At 68.1% G+C, this 19796-nt stretch carries 16 protein-coding genes and 2 pseudogenes; 7 read left to right on the top strand and 11 right to left on the bottom strand.

The genetic code is table 11. The features are described from left to right. The first annotated feature begins 227 nt into the window (after positions 1-227). The 4 genes from ACWDNY_RS15755 to ACWDNY_RS15770 all read left to right on the top strand — a co-directional run bounded on the left by ACWDNY_RS15755 (position 228) and on the right by ACWDNY_RS15770 (position 3449). Entirely contained in the window at positions 228-374 is a 147-nt protein-coding gene (locus tag ACWDNY_RS15755; RefSeq protein WP_451646310.1) for a hypothetical protein, read from the top strand. An 8-nt stretch (positions 375-382) separates the two neighbouring features. Next, positions 383-1384 carry a peptidoglycan-binding protein gene (locus ACWDNY_RS15760; RefSeq protein WP_451646311.1) on the top strand — a complete coding sequence of 334 codons (1002 nt, stop codon included), beginning with the start codon at positions 383-385 and terminating at the stop codon, positions 1382-1384. 124 nt (positions 1385-1508) lie between these two features. After that, entirely contained in the window at positions 1509-1898 is a 390-nt protein-coding gene (locus ACWDNY_RS15765; protein ID WP_451646312.1) for a hypothetical protein, read from the top strand. A gap of 570 nt (positions 1899-2468) precedes the next feature. Beyond that, complete coding sequence (locus tag ACWDNY_RS15770; RefSeq protein ID WP_451646313.1) at positions 2469-3449, top strand: hypothetical protein; 981 nt, start codon at positions 2469-2471, stop codon at positions 3447-3449. Between the two features lie 221 nt (positions 3450-3670). Here the strand turns inward: ACWDNY_RS15770 and ACWDNY_RS15775 are convergent, their stop codons facing one another. The 5 genes from ACWDNY_RS15775 to ACWDNY_RS15795 form a co-directional block, all read right to left on the bottom strand. Next, on the bottom strand, positions 3671-3838 hold the full coding sequence (locus ACWDNY_RS15775; protein ID WP_451646314.1) for a hypothetical protein: 168 nt from the start codon (positions 3836-3838) through the stop codon (positions 3671-3673). An 11-nt stretch (positions 3839-3849) separates the two neighbouring features. Beyond that, positions 3850-4620 carry a class I SAM-dependent methyltransferase gene (locus ACWDNY_RS15780; RefSeq protein WP_451646315.1) on the bottom strand — a complete coding sequence of 257 codons (771 nt, stop codon included), beginning with the start codon at positions 4618-4620 and terminating at the stop codon, positions 3850-3852. A 45-nt stretch (positions 4621-4665) separates the two neighbouring features. Beyond that, positions 4666-5886, bottom strand: a complete 1221-nt coding sequence (locus ACWDNY_RS15785; protein WP_451646316.1) for an MAB_1171c family putative transporter — start codon at positions 5884-5886, stop codon at positions 4666-4668. A 5-nt stretch (positions 5887-5891) separates the two neighbouring features. Beyond that, on the bottom strand, positions 5892-6392 hold the full coding sequence (locus ACWDNY_RS15790; RefSeq protein WP_451646317.1) for a hypothetical protein: 501 nt from the start codon (positions 6390-6392) through the stop codon (positions 5892-5894). A gap of 155 nt (positions 6393-6547) precedes the next feature. After that, complete coding sequence (locus tag ACWDNY_RS15795) at positions 6548-7069, bottom strand: helix-turn-helix domain-containing protein (RefSeq protein ID WP_451646318.1); 522 nt, start codon at positions 7067-7069, stop codon at positions 6548-6550. A gap of 2532 nt (positions 7070-9601) precedes the next feature. On the opposite strand from ACWDNY_RS15795, the pseudogene ACWDNY_RS15800 reads away from it, so the two are divergent. Then, positions 9602-9742, top strand: a pseudogene (locus ACWDNY_RS15800) (IS630 family transposase); the annotation flags it as partial. Positions 9743-10065: 323 nt separating this feature from the next. On the opposite strand, the gene ACWDNY_RS15805 reads toward ACWDNY_RS15800, so the two are convergent. From ACWDNY_RS15805 to ACWDNY_RS15830, 6 genes and pseudogenes are all read right to left on the bottom strand, one after another. Beyond that, positions 10066-10263, bottom strand: a complete 198-nt coding sequence (locus ACWDNY_RS15805) for a DUF6247 family protein (protein WP_451646319.1) — start codon at positions 10261-10263, stop codon at positions 10066-10068. A 97-nt stretch (positions 10264-10360) separates the two neighbouring features. Next, entirely contained in the window at positions 10361-11542 is a 1182-nt protein-coding gene (locus ACWDNY_RS15810; protein WP_451646320.1) for an IS701 family transposase, read from the bottom strand. 420 nt (positions 11543-11962) lie between these two features. Continuing rightward, on the bottom strand, positions 11963-13078 hold the full coding sequence (locus tag ACWDNY_RS15815; RefSeq protein ID WP_451646351.1) for a maltokinase N-terminal cap-like domain-containing protein: 1116 nt from the start codon (positions 13076-13078) through the stop codon (positions 11963-11965). Between the two features lie 30 nt (positions 13079-13108). Then, positions 13109-13378 (bottom strand): annotated as a pseudogene (locus tag ACWDNY_RS15820) (maltokinase N-terminal cap-like domain-containing protein); the annotation flags it as partial. Beyond that, the gene (gene treS / locus ACWDNY_RS15825; protein ID WP_451646348.1) at positions 13336-15018 is read right to left on the bottom strand and encodes a maltose alpha-D-glucosyltransferase; all 1683 of its coding nucleotides are present in this window, start codon (positions 15016-15018) and stop codon (positions 13336-13338) included. The gene treS and the pseudogene ACWDNY_RS15820, both read right to left, overlap by 43 nt. A gap of 61 nt (positions 15019-15079) precedes the next feature. Beyond that, on the bottom strand, positions 15080-17020 hold the full coding sequence (locus tag ACWDNY_RS15830) for a maltotransferase domain-containing protein (RefSeq protein WP_451646349.1): 1941 nt from the start codon (positions 17018-17020) through the stop codon (positions 15080-15082). Positions 17021-17330: 310 nt separating this feature from the next. Between ACWDNY_RS15830 and ACWDNY_RS15835 the strand changes: the two genes are divergently transcribed. Both ACWDNY_RS15835 and ACWDNY_RS15840 read left to right on the top strand, forming a co-directional pair. After that, positions 17331-18158: a type 1 glutamine amidotransferase domain-containing protein gene (locus ACWDNY_RS15835; protein ID WP_451646321.1), complete on the top strand. Its 828-nt coding sequence runs from the start codon at positions 17331-17333 to the stop codon at positions 18156-18158. 36 nt (positions 18159-18194) lie between these two features. Next, a complete protein-coding gene (locus ACWDNY_RS15840) occupies positions 18195-19790 on the top strand; it encodes a thiamine pyrophosphate-binding protein (RefSeq protein ID WP_451646322.1) in 1596 nt (531 codons plus the stop codon). Positions 19791-19796 lie beyond the last annotated feature (6 nt).

Raw genomic sequence — 19796 nt, forward strand, 5'->3', positions numbered from 1 at the left:
TGGTCAGCCCCGCACACCACGCCCATGAGCTGCGGCGCAGTCATTGATCAGGACGGCGAAACCGACTGCCCATTCAATGGCCGGTCCGCTGAACTCGGTGGTGCAAGGCGGCCGGCGCGACCAGCACGGCACCTACGGCCCCATGGCGCTTCGCGTCTTCCGGCCGCGGCCGCTGGGCGTGAGGACCCCTTTCCAGCACAGTCACATCACTTCGAAGAGGAACTCTGATGAGCGACAGCGAGCAGACCCCGCCGTACCCGGCGGCCGGTGCCGGCGTCTTCGACGTCGACCCCGACCAGATTGGCGTCAGCCAGGACCCGGCCCACGAGGTCACCTCCGACCTCGACGCACTCCCCGACGACACGGAGCTCTGACACCTGCCATGGGATCCGCACAGGGAATGATCGCCGCCGCGCGCAAGCTGCTGGGCACCACCGAGCACCCGCCCGGCTCCAACCACAACGTCGTCACCTCCTGGTACGGCTTCTCCGGCCCGTGGTGCGACATGTCCATCAGCTACGAGGCCGCCCACTCCGGCAACCTCTCCGCCGTCATGGGCAAGTTCGCCCTGACCACCGCCCACGCCCGCGCCTTCCAGAACCACGGCCGATGGCACTACGGACTGGGCGGCATCCGCGCCGGGGACATCGTCTTCTTCGACTTCTCCGGCGGCCGCTCCATCAGCGGCATCGACCACGTCGGTCTGGTCGAGGCCGTCCACTCCAACGGCACCATCACCACCCTGGAGGGCAACACCTCCGACGCCTTCCGCCGCCGCCTGCGCAACAGCGCCTGCGTCGTCGGCTACGGCCGGCCCGCCTACGACGGCGCCGCCCCGATGCCCTCCCACGACGGCATCCTGCGCAAGGGCTCCACCGGCAAGGCCGTCAAGGCACTGCAGAAGAACCTCAACACCGTCCAGCACGCCGGCCTCACCGTCGACGGACAGTTCGGACCCGCCACCGACAAGGCCGTCCGCGCCTTCCAGGCCGCGCACAAGCTCACCGTCGACGGAGAATACGGGCCCCACACCGCCGCGGTGATGAAGGCAGCCCTGGCCGGGAAGCCGGGCGTCATCAAGCCCAAGGCGCTCGTCGCCGCGGCCGAGCAGCTCGTCGTGGACGGCCAGTTCGGGCCGGCCACCTGTGCGGCCCTGCAGCGGGCCCTCAACGGAAAGGCCGGCGCGGGACTCGACGTCGACGGGGCGTTCGGCCCGCTGACGATCAAGGCCCTGCAGGCCTACGTCGGCGTCACCGCCGACGGGCTCACCGGGCCCGACACCGTGACCGCCCTCAACAAGCACCTGGGCCTGCCACCACACGACAGCTGGGACGAGGCCACCACGACCCAGCTCCAGAAGGCCCTCGACGCGAACACCTTCTGAGCCGTCCCCGGGACGGTCCTTGCGGACTGGCCATCCCCACATGCCGGGCATCGTCAGTACCGCTGGGCCGTGCCATGACCACCCACGCACGCACGCACGCACGCACGCAGGGAGAACGACCACCATGCGCACATCCATGACCCGCTGGTTCCAGCGCGGATTCCTCATCACCAGTTCCACCGCCCTGACCATCGCCGTGGTCACGGCATCTGCTTCGGCCTCCGGACAGGTCACTGTGCAGACCGGCAGTCCTCGCTCCGAGGCCGCACGCGTGAACTACTGGAGCAGCACCGACGACTTTCGTGTCTCCGACACCAAGTGTGACGGCAACGACGTCTACGCCCAGTACCGCCGGGCGGGCGCGGCCACCCGCACACTACGCAACAGCCTCGGCTGCCACAGCCACGTCGACTTCGACCGTTCCTTCACCGGACGGCAGAACATCAAGTACCGAATCTGCGTCGATGACGCAGGCACCGACACCTGCAGCCCCTGGCGTCCCGACCATACGTGACCATCGGCACATCACCGCGGGGGCCCGTCCCAACCATTCGGACCGGGGCGCCGAAGCCCCCGCCTGAGGTGCCTAACCAGCCGTCCGGGCACCCAACGGGGGTGGGCGCCCGGACGGCAGCGAAGCTTCTGGACTCACCTCCCGACCCGGCCACACATCCGTCCACCACAGCTTTCTCCAGGACGGCGAAGGCGTCCCGGAGTGCGTGGGCAGGGCGCTGCGGTCGCCGGAGCGGCCGTGCTCGGGGGTGTGCAGCAGGACCAGGTCCAGCCGGTCGCGCCCGAACTGCTCGCGGTTGTGGGCGATCTGCCAGCGCACGTGGTGCGGGACGAGGCTGACGAGGGGCAGTGTCGTCGCGCGAGGCCCAGGAGCAGAACCAGACTCGCCGGCCGTTCCGGGCAGTCCGGCCTGTCTGCGCGGTGGCCCGATCCTGACCAGCGTCGTTTGTAGGGTGAGGAGAGTGTCATCGTCCGCAGCCGCCATAGCCGAAACCCAAGCAGCCGCCGTCCTGATCCCCCGTGCCCAGTCCCGAGAAGAGCCGTCAACGTCACGCGAGAGGTGAACATCAGAATGCCCACAGGCCTGAGATCTTCGTTAGTTGCCGCTGCCGCCGCCGTGACGGTGGCGACAACCGGCTGCAGCAAGAGCGAGCCGACTCAGCCAGCCCAGCCGACCCACAAGATCATCAAGCACACTTTTTACGGCGTCGACCCTGAGTCCCCTAACCAGCGCGAGGTTCTCAACTGGTCGTCGCAGGATGACAACGGCCCGATCGACGGCACATACACCCTCCAGGAAAAGGCGAACGACTCCGCACCTTGGACGACAACGAGCGACCCGAAACCCTTTCAGGGCACGCAACGAGGCAACGAGATCAGCCTGACGGGAGAGGCGTTGGGCGGCAACGTACACGGCACCATCCAACAGAACGGCCACCGGCTCCATCTCGATTCCGACCTGGGAATTGAAACGTACGACCTGTACGACTCCCCATCGGCGGCCCCATCACCCCCGACTTCCCAGCCGCCCACCTTCACCAGCGCCAACTGGTCCTCAGGCCCGAAGATATCCGGGATCTCCGCGATTCCCGGGATCTCCGTCACCGGCAAGACCAGCCCAGACTGGGGCAGCCGCAAGTACTTGGGTGGCCTGAACGAAGGCTGGTTCCTGGTCTACAGCAGCGCCGCGGTGAGCGCCGGCCGTGTCCGTGCGAACTCCTCCGACTGCACGATCCCGGTACAAGGGCATCCTGATTACTGCATCGGCGTCGACGCCGTTGCCGGTGTTGACCTCAGCGGAAGCGAACCGCTGGGCGAAGGGACCTACCAGGCGACACAAGTCACCCTCTTCGATCAGGCCAACCGCCAGACCGATCCGTCAGGCAGAGTCCCTGCTGGGCAGAAGTTCCGAGTCTTTCTGAACTCCCGCATGCTCGACCCGAAGAACCGCCCCAGTGACGTCGCTGTGGTCTGGCTGGACCACACCAAGCGGTTCAGCATTTCGCGTTTCAAGGAATTCCCCGTGGATGCGTTCCTACCTGTCATGCCCTAACAGGCGAGGCAGGCCCCATTCCGGTGGGGCCGTTCGGCCCAGTTCAGGCACCCGGGCCAGGCATACCGACTCGTACGGCTGGGCGAAGGCTGACCAGGCCCGGCCTGCACCCTGAGCTTCAACCTTGCGCGGTGGAGCCACCGTAGGCGGCTCCACCGCGCAGCAGCATGCCCAAATGCTTCGCTCAGCCAACGAAGAGCAGGGATGTCAAAACTCAGCACTCATCTGCTGGCGGCGCCTTTCACAGCCGGCCCCGGGGAACCCTTCACGATGCCGTAGTCGCCGTAGACCGTGGAATGGGCCTTGACCCTGCCGCCCGTCTCAATGCCGAGTTCAGAGGTCCAGGACTTGGTGACGCTTGCGTTGATGTCAACCTTGATCTTGCCCACCCTCAAGGCCTTCACCTGCAGGATCGGGCGTCGGCCGGGCGACGGCCCCATGCCGAGATGGTCATTTGAGGAATGTCGATGAACCCCGGATCCTTCAACAGGCTGGCGAATTCGGTGAGGTCGGTGTCGGTGACGAGGCCACTGGCCAGGAGAGAGGGGGCAGCCCGGTCGATGAGTGGAGCCCAGCGGTCCTTTTCGAGCCCACCCATGCAGCCGAGGTTTCCGGAGTAGCTCACCTCGTTGAGTGCGTTGCGGGCGAGGAGGGAGGGCAGGCTGCGGGCCCAGGACATGTCGGCGCCGTGATTCCGGTAGGTGTGCTGGTAGGCGGACAGGATGCGTTGGACAAGGGGGAAGGGGGAGTGGTCGGCCGGCAGGTCGTAGGGCTCTTCGATGATGAGCCAGCCACCGGGAGAGAGCCAGCTGACGGCCCGTGTGACCATGTCGTCGCGGTCGCGCAGGTGGCAGAACAGATAGCGGGCGTGGATGAGGTCGAAGGTGCCGGGCGTGTAATCCTCGTGCGTGATATCGGCTTCCTGGATTTCCAGGTTCGCGGCGCGGTCGGCGTCGAGGTGGCGGGTGTCCAGGTCTACCGCGACGACTCGGCCGTCCGGGCAGCGTGCGGCGAGCCAGTAGGCGATGGAGCCGGCCCCTGCACCAAGTTCCAGGCAATTCCAGGATGGCTGGATGCCGAGGCGATCGAGGATGCCAGTGGTAAAGGTGTCGACGCTGCCTTGGATGGACTCTAAGCGGTCACGTTCGCGGGGGGCGTCGTTGCTCAGCATGCCAGTGCTGTAGGGGGTGGCCGGGCGCTGTGTCACGGGCGTCGCCTATTCGGAGTCGTTAGGGATGGCCGGAACCTTCTGATCGCTGCGGTCCGTCGTAGCGGAATCGGCGGTGGGCTGTGGGCCGTAAGAACGTACGGCGGGAAGCGCACGGGCTCGGAGAACGGCGAGCAGGAATTTGGCCTCGCTGTGCAGGCAGTCATCGCTGGGGTGTGCGGTGGCGAGAGGGTTCGGCCGGGGTGCGCTTGCGGCGGCTTTGGCCTCCAGGGCGGCGTGCAGCCAGCCGGCGGTTACCGCCGGCTCAACTTGCTCTTGGGGAAGGTCGTGAGTGGTGACGTGGCGGCGGACGTGTTCCATGGTCTCGGGGGTCACATAGTCCTGCAGGATGAGCAGGGCGTCGCGGATCTCGATGACCTGGCGGTAGAGCCGGAGATGGATCGTGTGCGTGCTGCCGAGCACTTGGCGGATCCGGCTGCGCGGTTTGTCGAGGGCGATGTGTGGGACGGCTTCGACGAGGTCGTGCCATAGGGGGTACAAGCGCCACATGGCTTGCGCGTCGCGGACCGTGCGATGGGCGGCAAGAGCCAGTGGCAGACCGACCCCGGTGGTCATCAGCCAAGCGGTGAGCGCGATGTTGTCGGGGAACAGCTCGCCCAGCCATGCGGGTCGAGTCAGGAGGAAGGCCAGAACGACGCACCAGAACACGCTGGAGGAGAGGAAGCTGGCGGCGAGCAGGAGCAGGCCGGCGCGCAGGGGCCGGTCGTCACGGGCCTGGCGGCCGTAGCGCACACACAGCACAGCGCACGGGACCGTGCCGACGAGGTGAGCGGTGACGAGCAGCCACCAGAAGGGGCTGTACCAGGGGACTGCCTCTGCATTGACGCAGCCGGCATGCGGGTCAATCGTGTAGTCGAGCACGATCAGTGCGGCGATTGTCACGATCATCGGTCCGTAGATCAGCCAGGGACGGCGCCGTGCCATGGCTGCGAGGACGAAGTCGAGGATGAGGGCCGAGCTCAGGACACCCCACGCGTTCATGAACAAGCCGCAGCTTTGGGCGAAGGTGAAAGTGCGGTTCAGCGCGGCGGAGACAGGGTCCAGATAGACGGTGATCGACCCCGCCATGCCGATTACGGCCATCAGCAGCATTTTCTGCTGATAAGAGCGGCGGGCTGTGGGCAGCCGGAGGAGGATCACCAGCCACAGTGCCAGTGCGCCCAGGAGTTCTGCCCGGTACCCCAGGTCGTGGATCGATTGTAAGTTCATGGCCTCTACCTGCGGATCCCGAGGGCGGCTTCGAGCGCGCCGCGCACACCTGCCGACGGCGAAGGAGCGCGCATACCTGCGGTGGAATGGATCAGGCTGGCGAGAAGTTCGGCTTCCTGCTCCTGCTCAGTGGAGTAGTTGGTGCGAGCCAGGAGCCGGCTGATCATGTCGGGGCTGATGCTCGGCAACAACGTGGAGAGCGCGCCGCGTGTCTCCTGGTCAGTGATGCGGTGATCCCACAGGATGTGCCCGACCTCATGGAGAACGATATGTTCCTGATGGAACTTCGTGGCCTTTTCCTCGACGTAGATGGTGTCGTGGGTATCGACGGCGATCCACAGCCCGCAGGCGCTGATGGCAGAGCCGATCGGCACGGTATGGATCCGAATCGGCCGGCCCCGCCGCACCGACAGTTCGTGCACGAAAGCGTCGACGGAAAACGGGCTTGGGATGTCGAGCGCGCTGACTAGCGCCTCGCACCGTTTGCGAACCTTCCGTGTGGTCATGGTGTCGCCCTGCTCTGCGATCGGACACCGATGGAAACCGCCGTCACGTGCGTGGCATATGGCCACACCTTGCGGCCCCGAGCCGGTCTGCTTCTGGCAGCGGCTTCGGCAGCCGCCTGTCCGAGCGGGGCACGGCTTCGGGTGCGGTTTCGGTGTCACGTGTTGGTGGGGGGTTGTTGACCGGACCTGTGCCGCACGTCATCTCCTGTCGGCAGCACGCCACGCAGCGAATCACGGGCCTGCGCCGCAGCGTCGATGATCCCGGACAGGAGCTGCGAGACCTGGTCGGTGGTAGTGGCGACGGGCTGCGCGTGCGACGTTCGCAGGGCAAGGCCCGCGGCCTTGCTGTCCCTCAACTCCCTGAGGAATTCGAGTTCTTTGTTGACCTGCTGAAAGACCTCGTCATCGAGGAAGTAGGCACAGCGCTGGATGCCGAGGCTGTGAGCGACTTTCACCAGCGTCTCGATGGTCAGATTGGCACCCTCGGCGGACTCGACTGACGCCAGGTTGCGTTTGGACACCCCGGCCAGCTCGGCGAGTTTGGCCAGGCTGAAAGGTCCTTCGGGGTGGCTCCTGCGGATGTGGCGAAGTCGCGCGGCGATATCGGCCTTTGTCGCGTGGACGTGGTCGTCCAAGGTCCGCGATCCGGATGTATCGGGCGCGTTCTGCTCGTCCACCGCCCACCTCCTTGGTGCGTCATATTGCACCACAGTGGCAACATGTTGCAACCTGGCGTTCGAGGGGCCTATGGTCCTCGGTGTGAAGCGGGGGCTCACGAGAGGGTGATGGGGCACATGCTAACGCGCTATCAGCAGGTCGTGCCCGTAAGGCTGCTGGCCGGACTTCCCGCCCTCTCGCTCGCGGGGCGGTGCCCGCCGGAGAAGTCCGGCGGGCACCGCCCTGTGCCGGCCGTCGCTGTGTCGCTCACGCACAACGGGCTGTGGTGCCGACACTGCACCACAGTCTGCTGCACATGCATCCGGCCTGGCGCGCCTCGGGGCGCTGACGGACGCCGGGCGCTGTGAGGACCCGACACCGAGTGGGGCGCTGGGGCGCTGCAACGGGCGCCCCAGCCCCGGCGTTTGCCGTTATGCAGCTTCCGGATCTTCGCACCGTGGAGGCCGCAATGCGTTAGCTCATGAGCGGCTCCAGAGAGAGGAGCCGCCAGTGCGGGACGCCCGGTGCGTGAAGATGCCAGTCTTCTACGGCCGGGGCCCCTGTATCCGCGAGGCCTGCCAGGGCCCTGCGGAAGCGCTTGTCCCTCCGGACGCCCCGGAGTCGGTCAGCGCGATAGTCGGGTTCTCGCCAGAACCCGGAAGCCCAGAGGGCTTCGTCTGCCCCAGTGCAGCCACACGAAGGACGTTCGTCATCATGCAGCATCACACTGCCTCGTGTCATCCCGAGCACGAGTTGAACCTGCCCGGCAAACCGGCTGCTCGGCCCCAAGACCTGCGCTGTTCTCGGGACCGGCGCCGATGGAGCCCGGTGGCAAGCAGCCACCTGTGCCTCGTGCACCCGCTGCGTTCGCGGGCATGACGATGGACCACGGGGCGCACCCGCCATCGCCGTCAGCGCCGGACGCCGACATGCAGCGAGTTGGTCAGCGCATCAAGGTGCCATGGCGCCTGGTGGCGTCGGCCCACTACCCCGATGTCGCGCTGAGCGTCTATGTGAAGATCAAGGCTCTGGCGCTGCGACCGGAGGGCTGCACCGCGGCAGCGACGACGATCGCTCGCTATCTCGGCTTGTCCAAGGCCTCAGTGGAACGGGGCATCGGCCACCTGCGCCGGCCGGCTCCGGATGGGGTAGTGGAGCTTCCGGAGAACACCCGGCGTTCTCTTCCGGGCGGACACGGCACCACTGCACGACGCCGCGTACGCGCATTGCAGAGTACGGAGCGCTTCGTGTGGCTTCCAGTCGCGGCATGCGAGGACCTCACACCACGTCAACTGCGTGCCTACGCCGTCCTCAGCTTCGCTCAGGAGCAGCACATCGCGCTGAGCTTGAGTGACCTCGCCGGGTTCCTGCGTCACCACAGGGGACGACGCGCCGGGCAGCCCATCACCGCCGCGGCCGCGGCGACAGTGGTCGACGACCTGGAGGCAGCCCGGTGGGTCACTGTGCTCCGGCGTGCCGGAGCGCAAGGCCGACACCGGTTTCTCGTCCGACACCGTTCGCCCGCTGCCGTGGCCACCGAGCCGCCGTCCGGCACCGGAAACCGCACGGCGGACTGGGCGGCCGGCACATCGAGTACCACGTCTGTGCCGACTGGTGAGGGATCGGGTTCGGCAAACGGTGACGTATCACTCACGGATAAGGAATCACCTAAGACTGACCGACCGGAGAACGCGCGCCATCGGCTCTCACCCGCCGTAGGCGAGATACCCGTAGTTGGGACCACCCGAGCTGAGCGCGGTCCAGACGGCCCGATGCAGCCGACACGGCCGCGCGGTCGCGCACTGCGTGCAAGAGCAGGTCACCCGCCTGCTGCCCTGGCACCGGACGCACCGAGCAGTGGCACGGCAAAAGGCTCGCCACCGTCCTACAGTGGGCCGCCGTTGACGCTGAGCCCGCAGATCTACGCAGTCCTGGAGCCCGTGCACTGGCTGCTGGCACGGATCAGCAACGTGTTCGTCGTGCGACAGATCGCCCGTGAGGTGGGGCGCCAGCTGCGGACTGGCACGGAACTGAACCGACTACGGGCCCGACTGCAGATGCGCTTCGCCCAGACCTCGCCGACCGAGATCCGGGATCCTGGCCGTTGGCTACTGGGTGTGGCGCTGCCGCGCTGGGGCTGTGGTCTGTCCGACTGCGAGTCCGGGGTCTTGTGGACGAGCGGCCGACGGTGTGCCGTATGCCGTGAGGTCGCCGCAGACCGGCGCCGCTCACCGCAGCCGACGGCCGATGCACCCACCCGGCACAGCGGTTGGCTGAGCACGGTCGGCATGGCCGACTCCCCCGGCGAGTCGGCCATGCCGACAGCGGGGGCGCAGCGCGCTCAGGGCGCGCCCCGCGGGAACTGCGGGGAGTGCGGCTGCCGGATCCTGCGGACCGGACGGGCGCTCGCTGACGGGTTGTGCAAACCGTGCCGGGAGGAACGCCTCTCCCAGAGGACTGAGGCTTCGTCGTCGGCCGTCGGGCAGTCGGAGAGGCTGTTGTTCCCCAGCCGCAGCGGTATGCCGGCCCCGGCAGCGCAATGATGCGTGTTCATTGAGGAGGTCCTGGACCGCTTCCCGGACCGGGTCTTCGCGTTCGACGAGTTCGGCCCGCTCGGAATCCGGCCCACCGCCGGCTCGGGCTGGGCCGAACAGAAGCACCCCGACCGACTGCCTGCCACCTGCCACCGCACGCAACCTCTACCTCGACGACTGCTTACTCCCGCAGCGTTTGGCCGGCCGTGCGGTAGGCGCTCCGGCTCTGCCCCAATCTCTTGCTGACCCTGCATCGGATGCTCAGATCCAATCGCCTCTGTAGCACCGCCTCCACCGCCAACCCGGCGAACCTATGCGGACACGGCACCAGCTGGGCAAACGGCCTGTGAGCCTCACAAACCCCACACGTCATAGGCTTTGTGACGCCGCTCCGGGACGCGGGCGGAGCAGGCGCGGGCCACACCCTGCTGGAAACCAGCGGTCCTGTGTGGCCCACCCCTGGCAGGCCTCCCACATGCTCATCACGCCCCGCCCGGGAATCGACCAGCGTGACTTCCTCGATCCGCTGCGGACCGTACACACAGCGGCATCCAACGAGTGAGGAACGCGTCGACGGCCGGGGCCGCGGCGAGGCGGGCCCGCCAGGTGCGGACGACGTCGTGGACCGGAGCGAGGCTGAAGGAGTGCCGGGCATCCACCAGGGATGCTGTGGAGGGCATGCGGTGTCCGGAGAGTGCCAGCTGGAGCCGGGATGGTGCGGCTGAGGGAGAACGGCGCTGTTCTCTCTCGCCGGTCGCGAGAACGGCTGATGCCCGATCAGGTCTGAGCGGGGTAGTCCGGGCGGGCGGACAGTCCGGCGTAGGCGGCGGCGGCGGAGACCATGGTCAGGTGGTGGTGCAGCCCCCGGTAGGAGCGCCCTTCGAAGTCCCGCAGGCCGTATTCGCTGGTGATGACGCCCTCATCGACACGGTTGTGGAAGGTGTTACGGGCCAGGTCCAGCACGTCGGACAGACTGCGCTGGAGGAGGTTGGTGACCCAGAAACGGGTGAAGCCGCAGGTGTCGTTCCACTCCCCGATGACGCGGATGATGCGGGTGGTCCTGCCATGGCTGGGCTGGACGATGGGAATGCGGGCGAGCGAGGAGAGGATAGCGCTGCGGGAACTGACGCGGGTCAGGGTGAGCGGTGCGGTCAGCGGCGGTTTGCGCTCCGCCTCGGTGAGGTATTCGCGGACGGTGACGACGGAGCCAGGTTTGCCTCTGCCGGCGCCCCGCCCACCGGCGGCGCCCCGGTTGGCGGGAATGATGAACAGGGAACCGTCGACCTGCAGGGCGAAGTCGGCTCCGGCTCCGGCTAAGCCAGCGATGAGCTGGCCGACGTCGGTGAAGTGCCGCAGGTCGCCGACGACCGGGACCGGGGCCAGTTTCCAGTGCCGGGTCATCTCATTGATCATGGAGAGAACTTCGAACCACTCCGGTTTGCCCGAGACGGAGTCTGGGATGTAGGCGGCGCGCCGCAGGGCGGCGTCCTGGTTCCAGCCGTCGGTCAGGGCGATGCGCCAGTCGGCGGGGATGCTGAGCTCCCCGGCGGACAGGAAGATCCCGAGAGCGAGCTGGCTGTTGACGATGCGGCCGGCTTCGGGGACGAAGCGGCGCTGGACTCCGACGGAGCGGTCGCCCCGCTTGGGGATGATGATCCGCTCGATGGACCAACTGGTCGGGGCCAGGGCGGTGTCGACATAGCGGGCGGTCAGCGCACGCACGGGCTCCCAGTCCCAGGGGCTCTGGTTGATAAACTGCTGGAGCGACTGGTCCGCCCGGTATATCGACACCGCGTTTGCTATTCGACGGATGGATTTCTTTCCTTCCGTGATGAGCAGTCCGCGCAGATATATTTCCGCCCAACGCCGTTGGTCGGCACGCGGAAGAGGACTGAAAATCTCGGCCGAGAAGGCTGCCATCGGGTCCAATTGGGGCGCCGCGCATGAGATCACCTGCATTCACGCCTTTCGTTGCCTCGCGGACGGTACAACTTTTAGACATGATGAACCGGGGGCGGACTGGTCCCGCAATAGCGACTTAACGAAGTCTCATGAGTCACACAGTTTTACGTGTGGCGGGATAAAAAGAAATACCCAAGAAAGGCGCCGGGGAAGAAAGTCCGCGCCTGGGGCCGTGCGATGCCTGCTGCTGTCGTTTTAACGAATCATGTGGCAGCCGACCACTGGTGCGCGCTCTGCGGAGCGTGCGGGCCAGGAGCATCCGTGTCCGGGCTCGCCAAGTCCCGGGTGTCCTGCTGCGGCTCTGTCATGTTTCCCCCGTGTGTGCCGTGCCGGCGACTGCATACGCCCGCTCACTACCCAGCATTTTTCCGTGCTCACGTGCACGATATCGCCGCAACCGCTATCTTGGAAAAAGCTTTACGCAGGTTGGCGGGAATGTGTCCGTCTGGCCAGTCGTACCACCGCCTGCCGGGGGATCCAGGCCAGGTGAGGGCGATGCCGTACTTCATAGGAAAGTTCATAAACCGCTTTGTCGATTTCATAGGCCGTGAGTACAGGGTGCTGCCTCCGTGGATCTTGCCCGGACAACTGCGCATAGCCCGTGCAGAATGCCTCCGAGGCGCGGGCGGCCCACCGCGCGGCGGCACGGCGGCGCACCGTGTCGTCCGCCGCGCCGTCCTCGGCGAGGTCCGCCAACGCCCGGTAGTCGAACGAGCGGAGCATGCCCGCGATGTCCTTGGCTACAGGATGCAGGGCCTCGCGTTCGGCCTGGGTAGCGGCTGGCTCTCCCTCGAAGTCGACGGCGAGCCACCGCCGGCCCGCGTGGATGACCTGGCCCAGGTGCAGGTCGCCGTGGACGCGCTGGACGGTAATTCCCGCGCCGGCGACGACCTGTTGCGCGCGGTCGTACACCTCGCGGATGGCGGCGTCGAAGGGTCGAAGCCCGGGGACGGTGTCGACTGCCGCCGTCAGCCGTGAGTGCAGGGACCGTCCGATCCGTCGGGCGACGGTGGTGTCCAGGGCGGCGGTGGGTCCGTGGGCGGCCAGGTCTTCGTGAAGGCGGGCCACCACGCGCCCCAGTTCCCGGGCGTGCTCCTCGAAGTCCGGCGTGCCGGCCGCAGCGGTCCATCCGTCCACGGCGCCGGGCAGATAGTGCTGCAGCACAGCCAGCGTGGCGGTACCCTCGTCCGTCGTCGCTTCGAGGGAGCCGAAGAGCGCCGGAGTATCTGCGGAACCGGCGGCCGTGAGCAGACGCTGCACCTCCAGGTCGAGACCGAGACCGGTCGCCGGCCGCCGGAAGACCTTCAGCAGAAGGCGGTCGCCGATCACCACCGAGCTGTTGCTCTGCTCCACACCCAGCGGACGCACCGGAACAACTGGGAACGGCTCCGTCAAGTCCTCCCTCTCGCGCTGGAACCGCAGCGCTCCGAGGTCGCCCCCCGCGAGGATGCGCCGGGCAAGGGCCCCCACCACCGAAGCGTCGGTCAGGGCCTCGGTGACCGACCATCCCGCGCAGCGCGCGATCTCCGTCACGGCGTCTCCGGTCGCCGCACCGCCGGGGCGGCGCAGCCCATGGAGGACCTGATACACGGACGGCGGACCCGCCGCGAACGTCGCGCGCCACAGCACCACTGCTCCCGGGTGGTGTGCGTCGTCGGTGAAGGGAAGGACGTCTTGGGCGTGCACGCGCAGCAGGGTCCGCCCCCTGTCGGCGTACCAGTGCTGCCGGGGCAGCCACCGCTGGACGGCGGCCGCGGCGGCCGGTGAACGCAGGACGCGCAGCGGACCGTTCACGAGGCCACCCCCGCGTGATCGGCGCCGACGCCCAGCCACAGGAAACCGTGGCCGGCGAGGGTGATTCCGTAGGGCTCGGTGGTGATGACCGGGAAGGGCACCGAGCCGGTCAGCTCCACCGGCCTCAGACCCGCCGCGTCGGGCAGGTGCAACGACGCCGGCTGGGGATGGCGGGAGAAGTTGTTGACGCACACCACCATGGACTCGGTTCCGTCCGGGCCGGTCATCCGGCGGACGTACGCCAGCACGCCGTTGTTGCCGGTGGGCACCTGCCGGTAGTCACCGAGGCCGAAGACGGGATGGCGACGGCGGATCGCCAGCATGCGGCGGGTCCAGTTCAGCAGCGAGGAATCCTGGCCCATCTGCGCCTCGACGTTGACGCCGGCGTAACCGTAGGTGGCGTCCGCGACGACGGGCAGGACCAGGCGCCCGGGGGCCGCGGTGGAGAAGCCGGCGTTACGGCCGGGGGTCCACTGCATGGGGGTGCGTACGCCGTCGCGGTCGGCCAGCCAGATGTTGTCGCCCATGCCGATCTCGTCGCCGTAGTACAGGACGGGAGAGCCGGGCAGCGACAGCAGCAGCGCGGTGAGGAGTTCTATCTGGTTGCGGTCGTTGTCCAGCAGCGGGGCCAGACGCCTGCGGATGCCGATGTTGGCGCGCATCCGAGGTTCCCTGGCGTAGCTCGCGTACATGAAGTCGCGTTCCTCGTCGCTGACCATCTCCAGGGTGAGTTCGTCGTGGTTGCGCAGGAAGATGGCCCACTGGCTGCCGGAGGGGATGGCCGGGGTCTGCTCGAGGATGTCGGAGACGGGCTGGTGGTCCTCCCGGCGCAGGGCCATGAACAGCCGTGGCATCAGCGGGAAGTGGAAGGCCATGTGGGCCTCGTTGCCGCCGGTGCCCGGGTCGCCGAAGTACTCCACGGCGTCGACGGGCCACTGGTTGGCCTCGGCCAGGAGCAGCCGGCCCGGGTACTCGTCGTCGACCACCTTGCGCACCAGTTGCAGGAAGGCGTGCGTACGCGGCAGGTTCTCCCCGTTGGTGCCCTCCTCGACGAACAGGTACGGGACCGCGTCCATGCGGAAGCCGTCGATTCCCAGGTCGAGCCAGAACCGCAGTACGTCGAGCATGGCGTCCTGCACGCGCGGGTTGTCGTAGTTGAGGTCGGGCTGGTGGGAGAAGAAGCGGTGCCAGTAGTACTGGCCGCGCACCGGGTCGCGGCTCCAGTTGGAGGTCTCGGTGTCGACGAAGATGATCCGGGCGTTCGGGTAGCCGGTGTCGTCGTCGGCCCAGACGTAGAAGTCGCCGTAGGGGCCGTCAGGATGGCTGCGGGACTCCTGGAACCAGGCGTGCTGGTCGCTGGTGTGGTTCATCACGAGGTCGGTGATGACGCGGATGCCACGGGCGTGCGCGGCGTCCAGCAGCTCGACGAAGTCCCCGATGGTGCCGTACTGGGGCAGGACCGCGCGGTAGTCGCTGATGTCGTAGCCGCCGTCACGCAGCGGGGAGGCGTAGAACGGGGGCAGCCACAGGCAGTCCACGCCGAGCCAGCGCAGGTAGTCCAGGCGGGACGTCAGGCCCTTGAAGTCGCCGACGCCGTCGGCGTTGCTGTCGCTGAAGGACCGCACCAGCACCTCGTAGAACACGGCCCGCTTGAACCAGTCCGTGTCGTCGCCGGGCATCGGGCGGGCGCTGCCGAAGTCCCAGGACCGGGGCGTGGGGACGACCTGGTCCCCCCCGCGCTCACTCACCGGAAGTCCAGGTGTGGATGCGCAGCACGCTCTCGGCCGGATCGAGCTTGACGGTGCCGGAGGTCAGCAGGGCCGGCTCCCGGGTGAGCGCGTCCTGGGCGGGGATGTCCCCGTCCGGTCCGGCGCCGGGCAGGTCCGGTGGCAGGGTCAGGAACCCCTCGGCCGGCCGCTCGGGGTCGAGGGTGATGACGCACAGGACGGTATCGCCGCTGGCCGCGTCGTGCTTGAGGAAGGCCAGCAAGTCGTCGCTGTCGATGTCGAGGAAGCGCAGGGACCGCAGCTGCCGCAGGGCCGGGTGCGCGCGCCGCAGCCGGTTCAGCTCGGTGATCCACGGCGTCAGCGGCGCCCCGTCGAAGTCGCGGGGGCGTAACTGGTACTTCTCCGAGTCCAGGTAGTCCTCCGTCCCCTCGCGCAGCACCTGGTGTTCCAGCAGTTCGAAGCCGGCGTAGAGGCCCCAGGTGGGGGAGAGAGTGGCGGCCAGCGCGGCGCGCAGTGCGAAGCTCGCGGGCAGGCCGGTCTGCAGATGGGCGGGGAGGATGTCGGGCGTGTTGACGAAGAAGTTGGGACGCAGCCGGTCGACGCCGGCAGACAACTCGGTCAGGTAGTCGGTCAGTTCCTGTTTGCCGGTGCGCCAGGTGAAGTACGTGTACGACTGGCTGAACCCGATGTCGGCGAGGCCCTTGAGGACGGCGGGACGGGTGAACGCCTCGGCGAGGAACACGGTTTCCGGGTGTCGGCACTTGACCTGGTCGATCAGCCACTGCCAGAAGCGGGCCGGCTTGGTGTGCGGGTTGTCGACGCGGAAGACGGTGACGCCGTGGTCGATCCAGTGCAGCACGATGCGAAGGACCTCGGCGTACAGGCCCTCGGGATCGTTGTCGAAGTTCAGCGGCAGGATGTCCTCGTAGGACTTCGGCGGATTCTCGGCGTGGGCGATGCTGCCGTCCGGGCGGGTGGTGAACCACTCAGGGTGCTCGCGCACCCAAGGGTGGTCCGGGGAGCACTGCAGGGCCAGATCGAGGGCGATCTCCAGGCCGAGGCCGCGGGCGTTGGCGACCAGCGCGTCGAAGTCGGCGAGGGTGCCCAGGTCGGGGTGGACGGCGTCGTGGCCTCCGGCCGGTGAGCCGATGGCCCAGGGGGATCCGACGTCCGTGGGACCCGCCGTCAGGGCGTTGTTGGGCCCCTTGCGGTGGGTGGTGCCGACAGGGTGCACGGGCGGCAGGTAGACCACGTCGAAGCCCATGCCGGCGATACGGGGAAGGTGCGCCGTGGTGGAGGCGAAGGTGCCGTGTCGGGGGGTGCCGTCCAGGTGGTGTCCGCCGGTGGAGCGGGGGAACAGTTCGTACCAGGCGCCGGCCAGGGCCAGCGGCCGTTCTACGCGGACGGTGCGCACGGGGCCGCGGGTCAGCAGCTCCCGCAGCGGGTTGTGCGCGGTGATCTGGGTGACCTCCTCGTGCAGCGCCGGGGCGGTGCGGGCGGCGACCGGGAGCCGGTCGTCGCGCAGGGCCCGTACGGCGTCCTGGAGCCGGGGGCGGTCCCCGGCGGCGGCGCGCCGCACATGGCGCTCCAGCAGCCGGGCCCCCGCCTCCAGGTCGTTGGCCATCTCCTCGGCGTCCTGGCCGGCATCGAGCTTGGCCCCGACGGTGCGTCTCCAGGTCAGCCAGGGATCGTGCCAGGCGTCGACGCGGTAGGCCCACAGTCCGGCCCGATCGGCGACCACGGTGGCCGACCAGCGGTCCGTCCCCTCGTCGGCCAGGACCATCGGCGTGGACGTCGAGGGCGCGTCGCCCTCCCGGTGACGCCAGACCACTGCGGCGGACACGCTCTCATGGCCCTCGCGCCAGATCGTCGCACTGATGGGGATGTACTCGCCGACCACGGCCTTCGACGCCAGAGTGCCGTCGCCGACGGACGGTGAGAGATCCTGAATCACCAAGCGCCCGATCATCGTCGTCCCCTTTTTTCTGGTGGCAGTCGGTGCGCTCAGCTTGCGTGACGGAAGTTGCCCAGCGGAAGCAATTCCATTGATCGCCCGCACATTGTGCGGACTCCCGCAAATCCGGGAGGACGTCCGCCGGCCGTCTCACATTTCATCAAGTCCACAAAGTGGCCCAGCAGCTGTCGAAATTCCTTGTATCGGCCCGCACGGTCGCGTTGACTCGTCGGGGACGGCTGGCCACGGGAATTACCCGCAGGGCTGGACAGCCGAAACAAACCCGAAACGAATGGCGCTGGGAGGCGACATGTCCAAACGGATCTTGATGATCCTCTCGGAATTCGGCTACTGGGGTGAGGAACTCGTGGGCCCGCTGGAGGTGTTCGACGCCCGCGGCTACCGCGTCACCTTCGCCACCCCGACCGGCAAGCGGGCCCGCGCGCTGCCGCCGAGCATGGACCCCGACTACATCGACCCGCCGCTGGGCCGTTCGGTGACCACCCGTGACATGGCCCGCAAGGTGCAGGAGGTCGACGGCTCCAGCCGCCTCGACGACCCGCTGAGCCTGGAGGACCTGGTCCCCGAGCGCCCCTACTACAGCGCGCTGAACCACCTGCGGGATCTGGAGGACTACCACCGACGGCTCGGCGAGTCCCTGACCGGACTGCTGGCCGGCTTCGACGCGCTGGTCATCGTCGGCGGTAGCGGCCCCATCGTGGACCTCGCCAACAACGAGCGTTTGCACGAGCTGGTCCTCGCCTTCGCCGCGGCCGACAAGCCGATCCTGGCCGAGTGCTACGGCGTCGCGGTCCTCGCGTTCGCCCGGGACCTGGAGACCAGGGCCAGCCTGCTGTGGGGCAAGCACGTCACCGGCCACCCCAAGGAGTACGACTACAAGGACGGCACCGGGTTCATCGGCGTGGACTTCAACATGGGCCCGCCGCCGTACCCGCTGGAGTACATCCTGCGCGACGCCACCGGCCCCGACGGCGCCTTCCACGGCAACGTCGGCAAGGAGACATCGGTGATCGTCGACTTCCCGTTCGTGACGGCCCGCTCCACCCCGGACTCCATCCCCGGCGGTGAGGCACTGGTCGAGGTGCTGGAAAACGGCCTGCGCCGCTCCGGCTGGTGACACTCCTTCCCACCACCGCGACGAAAGGAGGCAGCCGTGCCCGCGAGGCCAGGCAAGGCAGCCATCTACGAGCAGTTCGCCGCCGACGGCATCACCTGGATGTTCGGCAATCCCGGAACGGTCGAGCAGGGTTTCCTCGACGAGGGCGGCAAGACACCTCTGTCCTACGTCCTGACCCTCCACGAGAGCGTCGCCGTCGGGATGGCCGACGGATACGCCCGCGCCGGGCGTCGGCCGGGGCTGGTCCAGCTGCACAGCAGTGTGGGCCTGGGCAACGGCATCGGCATGCTCTACCAGGCCAGGCGCGGCGGATCACCCCTGGTGGTGCTCGTCGGCGAGGCGGGCGTGCGCTACGACGCCATGGACGCCCAGATGGCTGCCGACCTGGTCTCCATGGCTCAGCCGGTCACCAAGGACGTGTTGCGCGTGACCGACCCGTCCTCGACCCTGAGGCTCCTGCGGCGTGCTGTGAAGATCGCCATGACGCCCCCACGGGGGCCCGTGGTCCTGGTCGTCCCCGCGGACGTCCTCGACCAGGTCACCACCGAAGCCGCCTTCGCCACCCCGATACCGCAGACCCGCACCGCCCCCGCCCGTGACCTGGTCGACGACGCGGCCGGTTTCCTCGCCGGGGCGACGAGGCCCCTGATCCTCATGGGGGACGGGGTCGCCGCCAGCGACGCCCAGGAGGAACTGACCGACGTCGCCGAGCTGCTGCAGGCACCGGTGTGGGGCGTCAACTCCTCGGAATTCAACTTCGACACCACCCATCCCCTCTACGGCGGCCAGCTCGGCCACATGTTCGGCAAGGACAGCGCCCGTGTGGTCGCCGACGCCGACGCCGTACTGATCGTCGGCACCTACGTCTTCCCCGAGGTCTTCCCGCACCTGGGATCGCCGTTCCACCCGGACGCGAAGATCGTGCACATCGATCTCGACGCCTATGAGATCGGCAAGAACCACCCGGTGGATCTCGGCCTGGTCTCCGACCCCAAGCTCACCCTCGACGCGCTCGCGCGCACCCTCGGCCGGCACCGCCGCCCCGCAGCACCGGCCGCCGCGCGCCCGGCCCCGGCGCCCGCCGGGACCCTGATGGATGACTTCGCCCGAGAACTGGCCGCACAGGCCCCCCTCGACCTCCTCGTCTTCGACGAGGCGCTCACCGCCGGCGGCCCCCTGGCCACGCATCTGCCCGCCACCGCACCCGGCCGGTTCTTCCAGACCCGCGGCGGCTCCCTGGGCGTCGGCATCCCCGGAGCCATGGGTGCCAAGCTCGCCCGCCCCGAGGCGACCGTGGTCGGCTTCACCGGCGACGGCGGGAGCATGTACACCTTCCAGGCCCTGTGGACCGCCGCCCGCTACCACATCGACGCCAAGTTCGTCATCTGCAACAACCAGCGCTACCGCCTGCTGGACAACAACCTGGAGCAGTACTGGAGCGATCTGGGCATCGCCCCGCACCCCATGCCCGACGCCTTCGACCTGTCCCGGCCGCCGATCGACTTCGCCGCCCTCGCCGGAGCCCTGAGCGTGCCCGGCCGGCGCGTCGAACGGCCGGAGCAGGTCAGCCGAGCCGTCGCCGACATGCTCGCCCATGACGGCCCCTACCTCATCGACCTCGCCATCGAATGACAGTCA

It is taken from the genome of Streptomyces sp. NPDC003697 (genome assembly GCF_053587115.1).

What these genes read in the sequence shown, in the direction of transcription:
- ACWDNY_RS15785 (WP_451646316.1), bottom strand. Translation starts at nt 5,886, where the DNA reads ATGAACTTACAATCGATCCACGACCTGGGGTACCGGGCAGAACTCCTG.
- ACWDNY_RS15760 (WP_451646311.1), top strand. Translation starts at nt 383, where the DNA reads ATGGGATCCGCACAGGGAATGATCGCCGCCGCGCGCAAGCTGCTGGGC.
- treS (WP_451646348.1), bottom strand. Translation starts at nt 15,018, where the DNA reads ATGCCCGGCGACGACACGGACTGGTTCAAGCGGGCCGTGTTCTACGAG.
- ACWDNY_RS15835 (WP_451646321.1), top strand. Translation starts at nt 17,331, where the DNA reads ATGTCCAAACGGATCTTGATGATCCTCTCGGAATTCGGCTACTGGGGT.
- ACWDNY_RS15780 (WP_451646315.1), bottom strand. Translation starts at nt 4,620, where the DNA reads ATGCTGAGCAACGACGCCCCCCGCGAACGTGACCGCTTAGAGTCCATC.
- ACWDNY_RS15765 (WP_451646312.1), top strand. Translation starts at nt 1,509, where the DNA reads ATGCGCACATCCATGACCCGCTGGTTCCAGCGCGGATTCCTCATCACC.
- ACWDNY_RS15790 (WP_451646317.1), bottom strand. Translation starts at nt 6,392, where the DNA reads ATGACCACACGGAAGGTTCGCAAACGGTGCGAGGCGCTAGTCAGCGCG.
- ACWDNY_RS15810 (WP_451646320.1), bottom strand. Translation starts at nt 11,542, where the DNA reads ATGCAGGTGATCTCATGCGCGGCGCCCCAATTGGACCCGATGGCAGCC.
- ACWDNY_RS15805 (WP_451646319.1), bottom strand. Translation starts at nt 10,263, where the DNA reads ATGCCCTCCACAGCATCCCTGGTGGATGCCCGGCACTCCTTCAGCCTC.
- ACWDNY_RS15755 (WP_451646310.1), top strand. Translation starts at nt 228, where the DNA reads ATGAGCGACAGCGAGCAGACCCCGCCGTACCCGGCGGCCGGTGCCGGC.
- ACWDNY_RS15770 (WP_451646313.1), top strand. Translation starts at nt 2,469, where the DNA reads ATGCCCACAGGCCTGAGATCTTCGTTAGTTGCCGCTGCCGCCGCCGTG.